This window comes from Microtetraspora glauca (genome assembly GCF_040656155.1).
Classification (GTDB): domain Bacteria; phylum Actinomycetota; class Actinomycetes; order Streptosporangiales; family Streptosporangiaceae; genus Microtetraspora; species Microtetraspora glauca.
Genome location: NZ_JBFALK010000038.1, coordinates 24614 through 40695 on the forward strand (window position 1 = coordinate 24614; position 16082 = coordinate 40695).

12 protein-coding genes are annotated in these 16082 nt (G+C 68.7%); 8 read left to right on the plus strand and 4 right to left on the minus strand.

Annotation, left to right across the window (positions count from 1 at the left end; genetic code table 11):
- Positions 1-144 precede the first annotated feature (144 nt).
- Genes AB0I59_RS40720 through AB0I59_RS40730 form a run of 3 tightly spaced genes read left to right on the plus strand, consistent with a single transcriptional unit; the run spans position 145 to position 4824 of the window.
- Complete coding sequence (locus AB0I59_RS40720; protein ID WP_358142126.1) at positions 145-1551, plus strand: C39 family peptidase; 1407 nt, start codon at positions 145-147, stop codon at positions 1549-1551.
- The gene (locus AB0I59_RS40725; protein ID WP_358142129.1) at positions 1548-3509 is read left to right on the plus strand and encodes a prolyl oligopeptidase family serine peptidase; all 1962 of its coding nucleotides are present in this window, start codon (positions 1548-1550) and stop codon (positions 3507-3509) included. Before AB0I59_RS40720 ends, AB0I59_RS40725 begins: the two co-directional genes overlap by 4 nt.
- A 22-nt stretch (positions 3510-3531) precedes the next feature.
- The gene (locus AB0I59_RS40730; RefSeq protein ID WP_358142132.1) at positions 3532-4824 is read left to right on the plus strand and encodes a M20/M25/M40 family metallo-hydrolase; all 1293 of its coding nucleotides are present in this window, start codon (positions 3532-3534) and stop codon (positions 4822-4824) included.
- Positions 4825-4920: 96 nt separating this feature from the next.
- On the opposite strand, the gene AB0I59_RS40735 is transcribed toward AB0I59_RS40730, so the two are convergent.
- Genes AB0I59_RS40735 through AB0I59_RS40745 form a run of 3 tightly spaced genes read right to left on the minus strand, consistent with a single transcriptional unit; the run spans position 4921 to position 8361 of the window.
- Positions 4921-5835 (minus strand): ABC transporter permease, encoded by a 915-nt coding sequence (locus tag AB0I59_RS40735; protein ID WP_358142135.1) that lies wholly within the window; start codon positions 5833-5835, stop codon positions 4921-4923.
- Positions 5828-6751 (minus strand): ABC transporter permease, encoded by a 924-nt coding sequence (locus AB0I59_RS40740; RefSeq protein ID WP_061261487.1) that lies wholly within the window; start codon positions 6749-6751, stop codon positions 5828-5830. The genes AB0I59_RS40735 and AB0I59_RS40740 overlap by 8 nt, the downstream gene beginning before the upstream one ends.
- Positions 6748-8361: a peptide ABC transporter substrate-binding protein gene (locus AB0I59_RS40745; protein ID WP_358142139.1), complete on the minus strand. Its 1614-nt coding sequence runs from the start codon at positions 8359-8361 to the stop codon at positions 6748-6750. The genes AB0I59_RS40740 and AB0I59_RS40745 overlap by 4 nt, the downstream gene beginning before the upstream one ends.
- 116 nt (positions 8362-8477) lie before the next feature.
- Here AB0I59_RS40745 and AB0I59_RS40750 point away from each other — a divergent pair, with 116 nt between their 5' ends.
- The 4 genes from AB0I59_RS40750 (at position 8478) to AB0I59_RS40765 (ending at position 14395) form a co-directional block, all read left to right on the plus strand.
- The gene (locus AB0I59_RS40750; protein WP_061261489.1) at positions 8478-9449 is read left to right on the plus strand and encodes a helix-turn-helix transcriptional regulator; all 972 of its coding nucleotides are present in this window, start codon (positions 8478-8480) and stop codon (positions 9447-9449) included.
- Positions 9450-9857: 408 nt separating this feature from the next.
- Positions 9858-12827: an nSTAND1 domain-containing NTPase gene (locus tag AB0I59_RS40755; RefSeq protein WP_358142143.1), complete on the plus strand. Its 2970-nt coding sequence runs from the start codon at positions 9858-9860 to the stop codon at positions 12825-12827.
- Positions 12811-13404 (plus strand): WD40 repeat domain-containing protein, encoded by a 594-nt coding sequence (locus AB0I59_RS40760; protein ID WP_358142146.1) that lies wholly within the window; start codon positions 12811-12813, stop codon positions 13402-13404. Before AB0I59_RS40755 ends, AB0I59_RS40760 begins: the two co-directional genes overlap by 17 nt.
- Positions 13405-13585: 181 nt before the next feature.
- A complete protein-coding gene (locus AB0I59_RS40765; protein WP_061261494.1) occupies positions 13586-14395 on the plus strand; it encodes a DUF4253 domain-containing protein in 810 nt (269 codons plus the stop codon).
- Between the two features lie 540 nt (positions 14396-14935).
- On the opposite strand, the gene AB0I59_RS40770 is transcribed toward AB0I59_RS40765, so the two are convergent.
- Positions 14936-15100 carry a hypothetical protein gene (locus AB0I59_RS40770; RefSeq protein ID WP_358142149.1) on the minus strand — a complete coding sequence of 55 codons (165 nt, stop codon included), beginning with the start codon at positions 15098-15100 and terminating at the stop codon, positions 14936-14938.
- 577 nt (positions 15101-15677) lie between these two features.
- On the opposite strand from AB0I59_RS40770, the gene AB0I59_RS40775 reads away from it, so the two are divergent.
- The coding region (locus AB0I59_RS40775; RefSeq protein WP_358142152.1) for a DUF222 domain-containing protein at positions 15678-16082 on the plus strand (405 nt) is incomplete at its 3' end.

A 16082-nucleotide genomic window follows, 5' to 3' on the forward strand; every position in this document is an offset into this window, starting at 1 on the left:
ATATGTCCGGTCCGGAGGCGCACGCAGCCGCGCCGCATGCACGGTCAATGTTTCGGTTAGGTAAACCAATACGTAAACCATCCGATGCGCCGCTTAGGGTCGCAAACCACAATCAACAAGGTGGTCACCCCGTCGTCGGCACGCGTGAGCAGCGTTGTACTCCACCGGTGGTCCTTCGAGGGCCAAGAGAGCGGCGTGGCCGTCTACCTCGATCCGTTCGGCCTCTCACCCGGCAACCCTGGCGGAAACGGCGACATCGACGGTGACGGTGGCAGGGGCTGGACGTACACCCGCTGGACCTCGCCGGAACGGGAGATCGGTTTCCCCGCGACCGAGCTGGTGCCGTCCTGGACGGCGAACACACCTCCCGGAGCATGGCTGGAGGTCGAGCTCCAGGCGCGCACGATGGGCGGCGCCCTCACCAAGTGGTACTGCATGGGCCGCTGGGCCGAGGGTGACACCGACATCCACCGCACCTCCCTGCCCGGACAGGGCGACCAGGACGGCGACGTCGCGGTGGACACCTTCGTCGCCACCCGCCCGATCGTCGCCTACCGGATCCGGATCACCCTGTACGGCGAGGGCGCCTCGATACGATCCATCGGCGTGATGGCGTCGGCCGTGCCCCCCGGAGGACCCGCGAGCGCGGTCAGCACCACAGTGACGGGGACGGCAGGCGCGGGAACGGCGCCGGCCGGACGGCCCCTCGCCGACGAGTCCCCGGACCAGGTCCCGGCCCTCGAACCGGCATCGGCCGCGAACACCACCATGGCCGCAGAAGCCACCCATGCCACTCTGACCGCGGCGGCCCTCCTGGCCGCACCGGCCACCCCCGCTGCGAACGCCCAGGACGCACTGGACGCTCAGGACGCACAGCTGACCCGGATCGCGCGGCTCGCGCAGGACGCGCGGTCGGCACGGGCGCCCCGCGCCGAGGCGGCGGGCGTCGAGCTGAACGTGCCGCGCCGATCGCAGAAGGTGCACGCAGGCCACCAGCCGCAGTGGGACGGCGGCGGCGAGTCCTGGTGCAGCCCGGCCTCGTTCACGATGGTGCTGGGCTACTGGGGGCGCGGCCCGTCCCCGGAGGATCTGGAGTGGGTCTCCCCCGACGATCCGTGCCCCGGCGTGGACCACGCCGCGCGTGACATGTACGACCACGGCTACCAGGGCACCGGCAACTGGCCGTTCGGGGTGGCCTACGCGGGCCGCTACGGGCTCGAGGGGTTCGTCACCCGGCTACGCTCACTGTCAGAGCTGGAGCTCTTCATCTGCGCGGGCATCCCGGTGATCACGTCGCAGTCGTTCAAGGAGCATGAGTTGCCCGGATCGGGTTACTCGACCAGCGGGCACATCATGGTCGTCACCGGCATCACCCCGGCGGGCGACGTGATCGCCAACGATCCGGCCGCGCCCTCAGACGAGACCGTGCGACGGGTCTATCCGCGCGAGGCGTTCCAGAACGTCTGGCTGCGCGGCTCCAGCAGCGGGGGGATCGTCCATGTGGTCCACCCGCCGGACGTCCCACTCCCTCTCTCCGAAGGAAACTGGTGAGCCGAACCGAACCGGTGAGCATCAGCGCCATCGACGTGGCCCGGGTGGATGATCGACCGCTTTGGGTGGAAATTTCCGGAAATGAAGTGTGGTGGGATGAGCCGCGCCCGCATGAGGGCGGCCGGCGCTGCGTCGTACGGCGCCGCGCCGACGGGACCGTCGAGGACGTGCTCCCCAAGGGCTGGAACGCCCGCAACCGGGTGATCGAGTACGGCGGGCGGTCGTGGCGTTCCCATCAGGGCTCGCTGGTGTTCACCAACTGGGCGGACCAGCGGCTCTACCTCTGCCCTCCCGGCGGTGAGCCGGTTCCGCTCACCCCCGAGGGCCCGGCCCGGTACGGCGACCTCGTGATCCACGGCGACGAGGTGTGGTGCGTACGGGAGATCGGCCGCGATCGGGCCATCGTGGCGGTCCCCCTCGACGGCGGGCCGCTCCGTGTCGTCATCCAAGCCCAACATTTCCTGATGAATCCGCGCATCTCCCCCGACGGGCGACACATCGCGTGGATCGGTTGGAACCACCCGGACATGCCATGGGACGCCACCGAGCTCTGCGTGGCCCCTCTCGACGGCACGTCCGGAGCCTCCGCCGAGGAGGCCCCCCTCGCGGACCGGCCGTACACGGTCGTCGCGGGCGGCGCCGTCGCCCAGGCCGAGTGGCGCGACGCGCGGAGCCTGTACGCGGTGACCGACACGACCGGCTGGTGGAACATCCACCTCGTCCCGCTCGACCTCCCGCCCGGCGCCCCGGACAGCGGCGAGACAGGCGGCGGGGAGACAAGCGGCGGGGAGACGGCGTCAACCGGCGCGGTGGCCCGCAATCTCACGCCGCTGCCCATGGAGTTCGGCGACGCCGTGTGGAAGCTCGGCCAGACGTTCTTCGCCGTCTCCGGCGGCAGCCTCGTCACGATGTACGGCACCGCCGACCGGCGGCGGCTGGGCGTGCTCGACGAGAGCGGCGCGCCGCCGAGGGAGATCGGCGGCGACGCCACCTACTGGTCCCCGACCCTGTCCACCGACGGCACCCACGTCGTCGGCGTGGCGGCCTCGCCGTACCGGCCCTACGAGGTGGTGCGGATCGAGCTCGCGACCGGCGTGCGGGAGACGTTGTCCCCCGCGAAGAACCTGCCCCCGGCGGAACTGCTGCCCACGCCGGAGTCGGTGACGATCGACGGGGTCCACGCCCATCTCTACCCGCCGCTCCGCTCGCCCTCCCCGGAGGGCACGGCCGAGGGGCCTCCGCCGTACGTCGTGTTCGTGCACGGCGGGCCGACCAGCGCCGCCGCGCCGATCCTCGACCTGGAGGTCGCGTACTTCACCAGCCGCGGCATCGGCGTGGCCGAGGTGAACTACGGCGGTTCCACCGGGTACGGCCGGGCCTACCGTGAACGGCTGCGGCACAACTGGGGGATCGTCGACGTCCGGGACTCCGAGACCGTGGCACGCCGGCTGCTCACCGACGGCCGGGCCGGGAAGGTCGCCATCAGAGGCGGAAGCGCGGGCGGCTGGACCTCCCTCGCGGCGCTGGTGCACAGCGACGTGTTCTGCGGGGCCGTCGCCCACTACGCGATCGCCGACCCGGAGAGCTGGGCGGCGGAGACCCACGACTTCGAGTCGCGGTACCTCGACGGGCTGATCGGCCCGCTTCCCGAGACGCGGCAGCGCTACATCGATCGTTCTCCCGCGCTGCACGCGGCCCAGGCGTCCGGTCCCGCGCTGCTCATGCACGGCCTGGAGGACGCGATCGTCGATCCGTCCCAGGCCGAGCGGTTCGCCGCCGAGCTGGACCGGCACGGCGGACGCTGGGCGTACCTGGCGTTTCCCGGGGAACAACACGGGTGGCGGCGCGAGGAGACGATCGTCGCGGTGCTGGAAGCCGAGCTCGCCTTCTACGGCCTGATCTTCGACTTCCCGACGCCTGAGGTCCCGCCGCTCGTGCTGAGAGGCCCCAACCCGTGACGTTCACTCCTGGAGATACCGCATGACCGAGGTCGCCGACATCTGCTCCAACCTCATCAGGATCGACACCACCAATCCCGGTTCCGGCGAGCGGAAGGCCGCCGAGTACGTCGCCGGCCTGCTCGACGAGGTCGGCATCGAGCCGACGGTGGTGGAGTCCGCCCCGCAGCGCACCAGCGTGCTCGCCCGGATTTCCGGCGACGGCACGGACCCGGACGCGCTGCTGATCCACGGCCACCTCGACGTCGTCCCGGCCGACCCGTCCGAGTGGCGGCTGCACCCCTTCTCCGGCGAGGTGGAGGACGGCTGCGTCCACGGCCGCGGCGCGGTCGACATGAAGGGCACCCTGTCCATGACCTTGACGGCGGTGCGCGAGTGGGCCCGGCGCGGGGTGCGTCCCCGGCGCGACATCGTGCTCGCGTTCGTCGCCGACGAGGAGGCCACCGGCGAGTACGGCGCCGGCTACGTCGTCGAGAAGCACCGGGACTGGTTCGCCGACTGCACGGAGGCGATCAGCGAGTCCGGCGGTTTCAGCTGGCACCAGGGCGACACCCGGATCTATCCCGTGGCGGTGGGCGAGCGCGGCACCGCGTGGATGCGGCTCACGGCCAAAGGTGTCGCCGGGCACGGCTCCAAGCCCGCCGCCGACAACCCCGTCGTGGAGCTGTCCCGGGCACTCGTCCGGATCGCCGACCACGCGTGGCCGGTGCGGCTCACGCCCGCGGTGGCGCAGTTGATCGAGGGGCTCTCCCGCGCGCTCGGCACGACGATCGACATCGACCGGCTGGACGAGGAGATCGAGCGGCTGCCCCAGGCGGCCACGCTTTTCAAGGGCGTCCTGCGCAACTCGGCCAACCCGACGATGCTGGAGGCCGGGTACAAGGTCAACGTCATCCCGGGCGCGGCGCACGCGCACGTGGACGGCCGGTTTCTCCCGGGGTTCCGGGACGAGTTCCTGGAGACGATCGACCGGCTGCTCGGCCCGAAGGTCACCCGGGAGTTCGTCAGCCTCGACGACGCGGTCTCCTCCCCCGCCGAGGGCCTGTTCGACAGCCTCACCGCGGCCCTCCGCGCCGAGGATCCGACCGGCCACCCGGTGCCGTACGTGATGAGCGGCGGCACCGACGCGAAGTCGTTCGCCAAGATCGGCATCCGGGGGTACGGCTTCGCGCCGCTGATGCTGCCTCGTGACCTGAACTACTTCGGGATGTTCCACGGGGTGGACGAGCGGGTGCCGGTGGACGGGCTGGAGTTCGGCGTCCGCGTGCTGGAGCGGCTGCTCGTCGACGGCCCGGCGGCACCCGCCGCCTCCTGAGAACACGGCCTCAGGACGGCCGAAGAACGACGAAGTCTCCGGTACCGGGTCAGGACGGTGCCGGAGACTTCTGCTTCCGCCGGGGCGCCGAGGCCGCTATTTGAGCTTCGGGTCGAGGGCGTCCCTGACGACGTCACCGAGCATGAGGAAACTCAGCACGGTGGCGGTGAGGAACAGCGCGGGGAAGACGAGCAGGTGCGGATACTCCGCGAAGAACGCCTGGGCCACGTTGAGCTGCAGACCCCACGACACGTCGGGGTACTGCAGCCCGACGCCGAGATAGTCGAGAGTGGCCTCACCGGCGATCACGTTGCCGACGTTGAGCATCGCGACCACGAAGACCGGCGCGATCGCGTTCGGGAGGATGTGCCGGAACATGATCCGCCGGTCGCCCGCGCCGAGCATGCGGGCGGCGGCCACGAAGTCCATGTCCTTCACGGCGATCACCTGACCGCGCATCAGCCGGGTCATCGTCGTCCATCCCAGCACGACGAGGACCAGCGTCATGGCCCACATCCCGTGGCCGGGGAAGGCCACCAGGACGACGGTCGCGCCGAGGACGAACGGGATGCCGAAGAAGACGTCCGTCACGCGGGAGATCAGCGCGTCAAGCACGCCCCCGTAGTAGCCGCCGACCAGCCCGAGGACGATGGCGATCACCAAGGCGAAGACGGTGACCGCGACGCCGATCATGATGGACGCCCGGGCGCCGTGCACGATCTGCGACCAGTAGTCGCAGCCCTGCAGGTCGTAGCCGAAGACCGCACCACCGCCGGGGCCCCGCTTCGACATGCGGAGGTTGCAGTTCTCGTTCGGGCCCATCGCGGCGAACACGTCGGGGAAGGCCGCCATCGCGCCGGCCAGCACGAGGATGACCGCCGACAGCCAGAACACGACCCGCCCGCGCAGTTCCACCCAGGCGTCGTGCCACAGCGAGCCACGGGCCTTCTCGGTCTCGTCCGGGACGTCGGACACGGGTTCTGGCCTGGGTTGGGGCATGGTCTCAAGCACGGCGGATCCTCGGGTCGAGCACGCCGTACAGGAGGTCCACGACCAGGTTGGCGACGATGAAGATCATGACAAGCAGGGTGACGACGCCGACGACGACGGGACCCTCCTGGAGCTGGATGGACTGGAACACCTGCTGGCCGATGCCGGGCAGGTTGAAGATGCCCTCGGTGACCACCGCCCCGGCCATGAGGTTGCCGAAGTCGATGCCGAGATACGTCACCACCGGGATCAGCGAGTTGCGCAGGGCGTGCAGCCCGATGATCCGCCCGCGTCGCAGCCCCTTCGCCGTGGCCGTACGGACGTAGTCGGCGCGGAGGTTCTCCACGAGCGAGGTCCGGGTGAGGCGGGCGACGTAGGCGAGGCCGAACGAGCCGAGGACCATGCCGGGCAGCAGGTAGCTGACCGGCCAGCCTTCGTCCGTGCCCGCCGTCGGGAACAGCCCCAGATTGAGGCCGAACAGGATCTGCGCGGTGTACCCGACCACGAAGACGGGGACCGCGATGACGAACGTCGTACCGGCGAGGACGGCCGTGTCGGCGACTCCGCCGCGGCGGAGGCCCGCGAGGACCCCCAGGCCGATGCCGACGACGAGCTCGAAGATCCAGGCGGTGACCGCGAGCTGCGCGGTCACCGCCCACCGGTCCTGGAGCAGCTCGCTCACCGGCTGCCCGGTGAAGGTCTCACCGAGGTCCCCCCTGAACACCCCGAGCATGTAGTGCCCGTACTGGACGAGCAGCGGGTCGTTCAGGTGGTAGCGCTCGCGCATGACGTCGAGCACCTGCTCGGGCACCGGCTTGTCGCCGGCCAGCGCGAGTATCGGGTCTCCCGGCAGTGCGAACACCATCGTGTAGATCAGGAAGGTGGTCACGACGAACACCGGGACGGCCTGGATCAGGCGCTGGACGGCGTACCTCACTGCCGGTCGACCGTGATCGTGTAGAGGTTGTTGGTATACGCGGTGAGCTTCACGTTGCCCAGCCTCTTGGTGTAGCCGGACTGGTCCTGCCAGTTCCACAGCGGGATCAGCGGCATCTCGGCGAGCGCGATGTCCTCGGCCTGCTGGTAGAGCGGGAGGCTGGCCTCGACGCTCGCCGCCTCGTTGGCCTGCTTGACGAGGTCGTTGAACTGCTTGTTCTCCCAGCCCATCCGGTTGCCCTCACCCCACATGTACTCGAGGTAGTTCTGCGGGCTCGGATAGTCCATGACCCAGTTCTGCCGGAACGGACCGTCCTCCTTCCGCTCCCTGAGCGTGGTCAGGTAGTCGGAGGCCGGGATCTTGCGGAACTTGATGTCCTGGATGCCGAGGTTCTGCTTGAGCTGGTTGGCGACCGCGGTCATCCACTGCTCGTAGCTGGGGTCGGCGTTGGAGAAGTACAGGTTGAGCGTGCCGCTGAACCCTCCGGCCTTGTCGAAGAGCTGCTTGGCCTTCGCCGGGTCGTAGGCGCAGCTCTCACCGCAGGCGCCCTCGCGATAGCCGGGCACGAGCGGGGCGACCAGCGACGACATCGGCTTGAACGCGCCGTTGAACACGGCGTCGACGATCGCCTGCCTGTCGATGGCCATCGAGACGGCCTTGCGCAGGTCGGCGTTGGCGAACCGCTTGTCGAACGTCGGGAAGCCGAGGTAGTCCATCGTGCCGCCGGCCGTCGACACGAAGCGGTCACCGAGCAGCTTCTTCGCCTCGGGCGCGCTCGCCGGGGGGATCGTCGTCAGCAGGTCCACCTTGCCGGCCCGCAGGTCGGTGTAGGCGGTGTCCCTGCTCGCGTAGATCTTGAAGTCGACGCCGTCCGACTGGGCCGCGCGCTCACCCGCGTACGCCGCCGACTTCTTGACCGCGATCTGCTTGTTGTGCTGCCACGCGCCGTCGAGCTCGAACGGGCCGTTGCCGATCGGAGCCTGGTCGTACGCCTTGAGGTCCTTGAACGCGGCCTTCGGCATCGGCGCGAACGCGATGTACGCCAGCGTGATCGGGAACTGGCTGAACGCGCCGGTGAGGGTGACCTCCAACGTGTTGGGGTCGACGACCTTCAGCCCGGACAGCTTGTCCGTGGTCGGCTGGCCCTCCTCGGGGTTCAGCGCGTCGTAGCCCTCGATGTTGCCGAAGTAGTAGTTGTTGGTCCAGCCGTTCGGACCGTACGCCGAGGCGTTCCACGAGTCCGCGAAGCTCTCGGCCGTGACCGGCTCGCCGTTACTGAACTTCTGGCCCTGCTTGATCTTTATGGTCCAGACCTTCTGGTCCGAACTGGTCACCGACTCCGCGGCGCGCATCTGCGGCTTGCCGTCGGCGTCGATGTACACGGGGGTGTCGAAGATGGTGTCGAGCACCGCGATCGAATAGCTGCTCGACGTGTTGCCCGGTGTCAGGTGGTCCGGCTCGGTGAGCGCGACCGAGAACCGGCTCGGCGCCTGCGCGTCCCCGCCGCCCTGCTTGTCCTGCCCGTCGCCCGAACCGCCGCATCCGCTGACCCCGCCGAGGATGACCGCCGCCACCGCGAGCGCGGCGGTTCGTCTTCTGCTGAGCGTCACTGATCCTCCGCCTCTACTGTTGCGGTGAGGGTAAAGAGCGGTTCAAGCGCCTACATCGGATGGTTTACGTATTCCTTGCCAAACCGATCTCGGGCACGCTAATCCTGGAGGACCCCATGGATCAGATCAGCCTGAGCGCGCGCCACCTCCACGCGGTCGCCGAACTGGGCTTTCGAGTGGCCCAGGACGGGGCGCACGGTGCGATGACGGCGCTGCGTCAGGTGATCCCGGTGGAGGCCTACGAGTTCGTCGCGTTCGATCCGGCGACCGGGCGCCACCGGTCATTGGTGTCCGCCGGGTACGCCCGCGTCGACGCCGACGCCGCGGAGGAATACACCAGCCTCGCCCCCTATCGCCGGGCGATGTCGCTGAAGGAGCCCCTGGTCATGGGCTCCCCCGGCACCGAGCGGTACTTCCGCCGCCACCTGGAGCCGTACGGCTGGCAGGCCGGGATCACGACGCCGCTGTTCCTTTCCGAGGGGCGCTACACCGGGCTGCTGCACCTCCACACGCGGGACGCCTTTCCTCCGGAGACCACCGCTGTGATCTCCGCGGTCTCCCCCGCGCTGGCGCACGTCACGGACCTCACCCGGTGCGTCATCGACACGCTCGGGCTGCCGCCGGGATTCCGCGCGCTGGCGTTCGAGCGCGGAGGGCGGTGCCGTACCGTGGCGGGCTGGCCCCCGTCCGACGCGCTGGCCACCGAGCCGGCCATGGCGGCGCTGGCCCGCGAGTTCATCGACTCGCGTGAGCTCTCCCGGCGCGGGTTGTGGCTCGACGGGGCCGGCCAGTGGCGGGAGCTTCGCGTCCACCGCGCCGGCGTCGGGTTCCACGGCTCCATCCAGGGCGCCCTCATCGCCGAGCGTCCCTGCGCCCTGCCGTACGAACTGACGGCGCGGGAACTGGAGGTGCTCACCCGGGTCGCGCGGGGCGACTCCAACCCCCAGATCGCCGCCGCTCTGGTCCTCAGCGTCCGGACGGTCACCACCCACCTGGAGCACGTCTTCGCCAAGCTGGGGTGCGACAGCCGTACGCGCCTGACCACGAAGGCACTGGCCGAAGGTCTTTGCCGGCTGGATCTCCCCTGAGCGCACGCGGCGCCGATGTCCGGCCGCCGCATGGCAGCTGAGCGGAACATTTCACTTCTTCGGCTGTCAACGGCGTCGACTCGGACGCCGTCCTCAAAGTCGTGACGCCGAACCCATCAGCATGGCGCCAGACAATATGTCGATCCCAAATACATGGCCGCAACCATCGCCGTATCACTCCAATAGGCCTTCACCTGCACTTTTCATAATGAAGCGGGCTCTTCCCTGCGAACTAGTTGAGAGCAGGGAGTGAGGACTATTGGGACAGGGACCCGGAACTTGAAAAGATAGCCGTACGTTTGCCGTTTCACTATTCCCTCTCTCGCCGAGGAGGCGAGGTCGAACCGATGAGCACGGCCGCCGACGATCAGGACTTACCCGAACCGGTACGCGACGAGATTCACCGGGGTGTCCGCCGCTGGATCCTCCGGACGAAGAACGAGCATCACCCCGCCCGGGCGAACGGAGGACTTTCCTTTCTTCCACGGCCGAGAACGGGTGTCTGAGCAGTTGGTCGAAGCGGTCGCCGCCCGGATGACGGGTTCCGGCCTGCTGCTGCTCGCGGGAGCGTCAGGCGCGGGCAAGACGTCCCTGTTGCGTGCCGGGCTGCTGCCCTGCCTCTCGGCGGGGCACGAAAAGCTGCCCCAGGCCGTACGGTGGCCGCGCGCGATACTCACTCCCACCGCGTCCCCTCTGACCGAGCTGATCGCCCACCTGACGGTCGCGTTCGGCCCCGAATCCGCCGCTCCGCTCGAACGGGTCGTCGACGAACCGCACCTGGCACATGAGATCGTCTACCGACTCCTCCTGGTACACGCGAGAGGAGGTGCCCCCGGGCGGCTGCTCCTGATCGTGGACCAGTTCGAGGAGATCTTCACGATCGCCGCCGGACGGTCACCCGAGCAGGTCTCCGTGTTCCTGGAGATTCTGCGCGCCATCACAGAGAAGCCTGTCGGCTCGGACGACCGGCCACCCGCCATCGTCGTACTCGGCTTGCGTGCCGACTACTGGGCCCACTGCACCCCGTATGACCTGCTGAACGAAGCCCAGAACTCCCGGTCGTTCACCCTCGGCGGCATGAAGGACACCGAACGCCTGCAGGCCGTCATGGGCCCCGCCAGACTGGCGGGCCTGGAGCTCGAAGGCGGCCTGGCGGACATGATCACGGCCGATCTCGGGTCACGCTCCGACGACACGGGCGTGCTGCCGTTGCTGTCCCAGGCCATGCTGATGACCTGGCGAAGACGCGAAGGCGACCGGCTCACCCGGCGGGGATACGTCGCGGCGGGCGGCATCGAGAACGCTGTCCGCACTGCGGCGGAGGAGGTCTACCACGCCCTGCCGCCGGCGCAGCAGGAGCTGGTCCCCACGTTGTTCCAGTGCCTGACCCAGATCACTCCCGACGGCGGCCACGTCCGGCGGGCGGTGCGGGTGAACGACGCGGAGTCCAGGGCGGTTCTGGAGAGATTCGCCGCGATGCGCCTCATAGTGCTGGGGAGGGACAGCGCCGAGATCTCTCACGACGTGCTGCTGACGGCTTGGCCGCGCCTGCGTGGATGGCTGAACGGGGATGAGGCGGAACGCCTGCTCATCGCCGAGCTGCACCAGGAGGCCGAGAGCTGGAAACGGAATGGGCGCCGCCGCGACTCGCTCTACAGCCGCCGCCGGATCAGGAGCGTCAGGAAGACAGTGGCCCGCTGGAAGGCCGGCGACCGGGACCGCTACCCGCCGCTGGAGCCGGTGGCCGAGGCGTTCCTCACCGCCTCGGCCCAGAAGGTCCGCAGGAAGGGTCTCGCCTGGCTCGCGGCGACGGTGGCGCTTGTCACGATCGCGGGCGTCACCTGGATGAGCACGAGCAACGAGCGGGCTCTGGCCGAGGCCCGCTCACTCTCGGCCACGGTCATGAACCGGAGTCATGCCGTGCGGCAGAGCGATCCGTTCATGTCGGGCCTGCTGGCCGCAGCCGCGTGGCAGATCTGGCACAGTGGCGAAGCCCGGCAGGGCATGCTCGACTTCCTGGCCACCACGGCGCAGACGGTGATGCCCGTTTCGACCGCCGGAGGCATCAGCCCCGACGGCGACGTGATCGTCACTATCGGCACCGGCGACACGATCGAGGTGTGGGATGTGAAGAGCCGCAGGCGGGTCGGCACCCTGCCGGACAGCCACACCGGTTCCATCTTCGGCACGCTCTTCAGCCCCGATGGGAAGATCCTGGCCAGCGTGGGGCAGGACCATACAGTACGCCTGTGGGACGTGGCCTCTCGCAAGCCGGTCAACGCGCCCATCATGCCGGTCCCCGACGTCTCCGACCCGAACGGCCGCGTGGACACCGTCGGCTTCAGCCCGGACGGCGAAGTCATCGCTGTGGCCACCCTCGATGAGCGGATCAGGTTCTACGACGTCGTTACGGGCAAGCCCGCAGGCTCGCCGATGAGAAGACCTCCCGACACGAGTCAGATGGCGTTCGGTCCCGACGGCCGCACGATCTTCACCGTCCAGGACGAGACCATGCGCGTTTGGGACAGGGTCACCGGGCAGCGGCTGTCCGACCTCCCCGTCAAGGTGGATTTCCTGGGCCTCCACGGCGGCATTCTCCTGACGTACCACGACGGCGAGGTCCGGCTCTGGCAGGCGTCCTCGCTCCGCAGCATGGGCGATCCCATCCGCACGGGGAAGATCGAGAAATTCGCCGTCAACCCGAACGGCTCGACCCTGGCCACGGCCGTCGACCGAAGCGTCCAATACTGGGACGTCAAAACCGGCCGCCGTACGGGGACGACAGTCACCGGCCACACCGACGACATCGTCGCGATGAGTTTCACCAGCGACGGCGCCCGCCTGTGGACCACGTCCCATGACGGGACGGGGCGGCTCTGGAACACCACCACCCTGGCCCGGATCGGCGATCCTATAACGCTCAGCAAGGCCGGAACCTCCTCCGACCGCTACGCGAAGGTGCTGTCCTTCGGCTCCGACGGCAGCGCGTTGACGGTTGCCATCGACGACGTGCTCCAGCAGTGGACGACCGACGGCAGGCGAGGTCAAACCCTTCCGGCAGGCGCGCTCGCCGTATCCCCGGACGGGCGGACGGTCGCCGTCGCGCAGGATGGGAAGCTCGTGCTTCGAGATCGTGCGACGGGCCGCCGCGTAGGGGCATCGCTGCGACGGGAATATGCAGCAGATCGCGTTCAGCCCGGGCTGGCGCTCGGTCGCGATCGCCGAAAGGAACGACATCCAGGTATGGGACCTGGCCACCGGCCGCCCCCTCAGCCGCGTCATGACAGGTCATGGAGAGGACCTCACGGGACACGACCCCGACAACAACGTCATCACCGGCCCCATCGACGGCATCGCGGACATGGCTTTCAGCCCTGATGGCGCAACTCTGGCCTCCGCCGGGGTGGACGGGGTGCTGCGCTTCTGGGATGTCGCCACCGGCCGCACCACGAAGAAGACCGAGGAGGCCAGCGCCGATGTCGTGGAGATCGACAGGAGCGGCCACCACGCGGTCACGCTCTGGCTCGACCCCACCGACCCCGACTTCGGCGTGATCCGACTGTGGGACGTGGCCACCCGCCGGCCGATCGGCGCGCCATGGCAGGCCCACGCCGGCGGCGCCGATGCCGCGGCGTTCAGCTCAGACGGGCGCACGCTGGCCACCGCGGGCCGTGACGGCGAGATCCGGCTGTGGGACGTGGCCACCCGCCGGCCGATCGGCGCGCCGATCAAGGGTCACCAGGGATTCGTCACCTCCCTCGTCTTCAGCCCGGACGGGAAGGTCCTGGCCAGCGCGGGCGACGACGGCACCGTACGCCTGTGGAGCACGAACCTTCCCGACGATCCGCAGAAGGCGGTGTGCGCCGTCGCGGGCCGCCCGCTGACGGAGGACGAATGGCGGCGCCACCTGCCGGAGACCGCGGCTCCCGAGGATCTGGGCTGCGGTCGCGGCTGATCCGCCTTCCAGTGGACGCGGCGCATGACCGTGCTCCACATACCGGGCCGTCGAGCGTTCTCGGGACGTTGCTCGGCTTGAGATCGCCGCACACCCACTCGAACAGCACTCAATCTGGTCCACCGCGAAGAAGTGGAATGGACCCAGGTGACTCCGACAGTGATTCTGAGATCCTGGGGTAGTGGTGATCAGAACGGACGACGGTGAACATTTGGGGCTACTGTTCACGGACGGCGGGGGCGACCGCGCCCTCCCGTCCGGCCTCCCGCCGGGGTCCCTGGTGTGGCCGGATCCGGAGTACGACAAGCTCCGGACGCACCGCCGCCCCTCGTTCTGGCTCAGCGACGCGCCCGTCCCCGCGTCGCTGTGGGCCCACCTACGGGCCGAACACCCCCGGTCCGGCCTGTGGCCCGTACTCCTGGAAGACTCCGTACAGCCCTGGTCGGCGGGGCAGATCGCGCCGGAGCCGGCGTCCGAGATCGACAACTACCGGGCCGGCGCGTTCATGGCGGAGGTCTGGCAGGACCTGCTCGCCGGTGGAGTGGCCGACCTCGCGCCCTACGGCCAGGACTGTCCGGGCACGGCGGAACCCGGCCGGTTGGTGGCCGACCCCGACGTGGTGGCCGACTGGTACGCCCGGATCGTGGCCGGACGCCGCACACCACTCGGTCTGGCGGCGGTCGAGCGGGGTGCCGACGCCCTCGCGGTGATGGGCTGGCAGGGCGCGGTGCACCACAACGAATGGACCGTCCCCCTGGCCGCCGTCGTGCGTAGCTGGGAGGAACGTTTCGGCGTACGGGTGATCGGCATGGGATTCAACACCCTCGACCTCAGCGTCGCCGCGCCTCCGGCCACCTTCGAGCACGCGCTGCACGTCGCCGCCGAGCACTGGACGTTCTGCCCCGACAGCATCCTGCAGGGGCCCGGAACGCTCGCGGACTACGCCGAGCAGATCTGCGGCAAGAACGCCTGGTCATTCTGGTGGGATTGATCCTGCGTGTGACGCCTTGAATTAATTGACCAGAATACGGACCGAATGCACGTGGAGAGAGGTCCCGATCGCCCATTATGGCGCCCAGCGGGGACATTTCACCCCTAGACCAACTCTTGGGTGGATTCAGACTGCACCAACCGGCCGACCGTGACCGCATACGATTCGGCAAGACCCGGAATCCGAATGGCAGAGCATCCACAGGCGCACGTGGACCCGACCAAGGCCATCGCTCCCTGATCATGAGTAGGCGACCATCGAGTTGCGAAGGTCATGGATCACGCGCCGCCCGTTGCGAGCTAACGTCGGCCCACTGATAAGCAACAAACGCCGAAGGGCGTGCCCCGTGACGCACGCCAACCGGAAGCGGCGGACGAACCCGAGACGCATCGACAGAAGTATGCCGGTAGACAGACACATGTCGGCCACCCAAGAGATACCTCACCCGTTTTTGCGGCACGGTAGAACAGCACTCGAAGCTCCTGGAGTGGTGTTGCTCTTGGTCGACAACCCACTCACCAGGGGCTTCTCTATTTGTGATCAAGACTGCTGACCTGCAACGGGCTTGTGACCTGCCACTTCAGGTTGAACAACGCTCATTGGTGCACCACTACGCCCACCAATAAGGGACATATTATGAAATTTGATTTCAAAATAACTTCTTAATCCTCGCCACAAATCCGTTGCGAGCACGTGTTCGGACATGGCATTATTCATATGCACGTTCGAATATTCGAGAGAGGGGGCGGGCGCGATGGAGCTCTTCGGGTCATTGGAGTTCTTTTCGCGGCACGAGCGCCCTTCTCAGACCGGTCCATGCGATGCCGAGTGGTGGGAACGAATCACGGCTCGAACGAAGGCCTGGAAATCGGACGGCAGCTCGGCTCTCGCCCCCGACAAGGACTCCGTCCATTCCGCTCGCGTCGACAATGAAAAGCCGGGCGCCGCCACTGACAACCACAGCGCTTCCCCCGAATCGCCCCTTTTCCCCATCGAGGGCCCCACGGACGACGGAAGGTTGAGCGCCACCGACCACAGCGCGGCCGCCGCCCCAAGCCATGCCGATGCCCCTGCCCGTGACCAGACTTCCAGCGACGGCGACGCTCCGGGCGAAGACGAGGCTCCGGGCGAAGATGAGGCTCCGGGCGAAGATGAACCTCTGAGCGGGGACGAGCCTCTGAGTGGGGGCGAGCCTCTTAGTGGCGGCGAGGCCGCCGGGGCTTCAGGCGCCGACGACCCCTCCCGTGCTACTGCGAGGGGCGCGGGTCGGGTGTCGTGGCCGTTGGTGGCGTCGGTCCGGGAGACGGCGTCCGCTCTGGCGCTCGCGGTGGTGCCGGAGTCCGCGCCTGTGTGTCTGGCCGAGGTAGAGGATCTGTTGTTCGCGCGGGATCGGCTGGTTTCGGCGGTCGCGGCGCGAGTGGAGCGGGTCCACGCCGCTGGTGAGGCCAGGGCGCATGGGCATGCGTCGACGAAGTTGTGGTTGCGGACGGCGGCGGGGATGAGCGCGGCGGGGGCAGGGCGGTTGGTCGCGCTCGCGGTCGAGCTGGCTCGTCTGCCTGTAGTCCGGGCCCGGTTCGCTGACGACAGTCTGTCGGAGGGGTATGTGACGGCGATCTGCGCGGCGACCGGCCGGTTGACCGATGAGCAGGCCGGCCTGGCGGAGTCGATTCTGGTCGCGTTGGCGGAT

What these genes read in the sequence shown, in the direction of transcription:
- AB0I59_RS40730 (WP_358142132.1), top strand. Translation starts at nt 3,532, where the DNA reads ATGACCGAGGTCGCCGACATCTGCTCCAACCTCATCAGGATCGACACC.
- AB0I59_RS40750 (WP_061261489.1), top strand. Translation starts at nt 8,478, where the DNA reads ATGGATCAGATCAGCCTGAGCGCGCGCCACCTCCACGCGGTCGCCGAA.
- AB0I59_RS40760 (WP_358142146.1), top strand. Translation starts at nt 12,811, where the DNA reads ATGGCTTTCAGCCCTGATGGCGCAACTCTGGCCTCCGCCGGGGTGGAC.
- AB0I59_RS40770 (WP_358142149.1), bottom strand. Translation starts at nt 15,100, where the DNA reads ATGTCCGAACACGTGCTCGCAACGGATTTGTGGCGAGGATTAAGAAGT.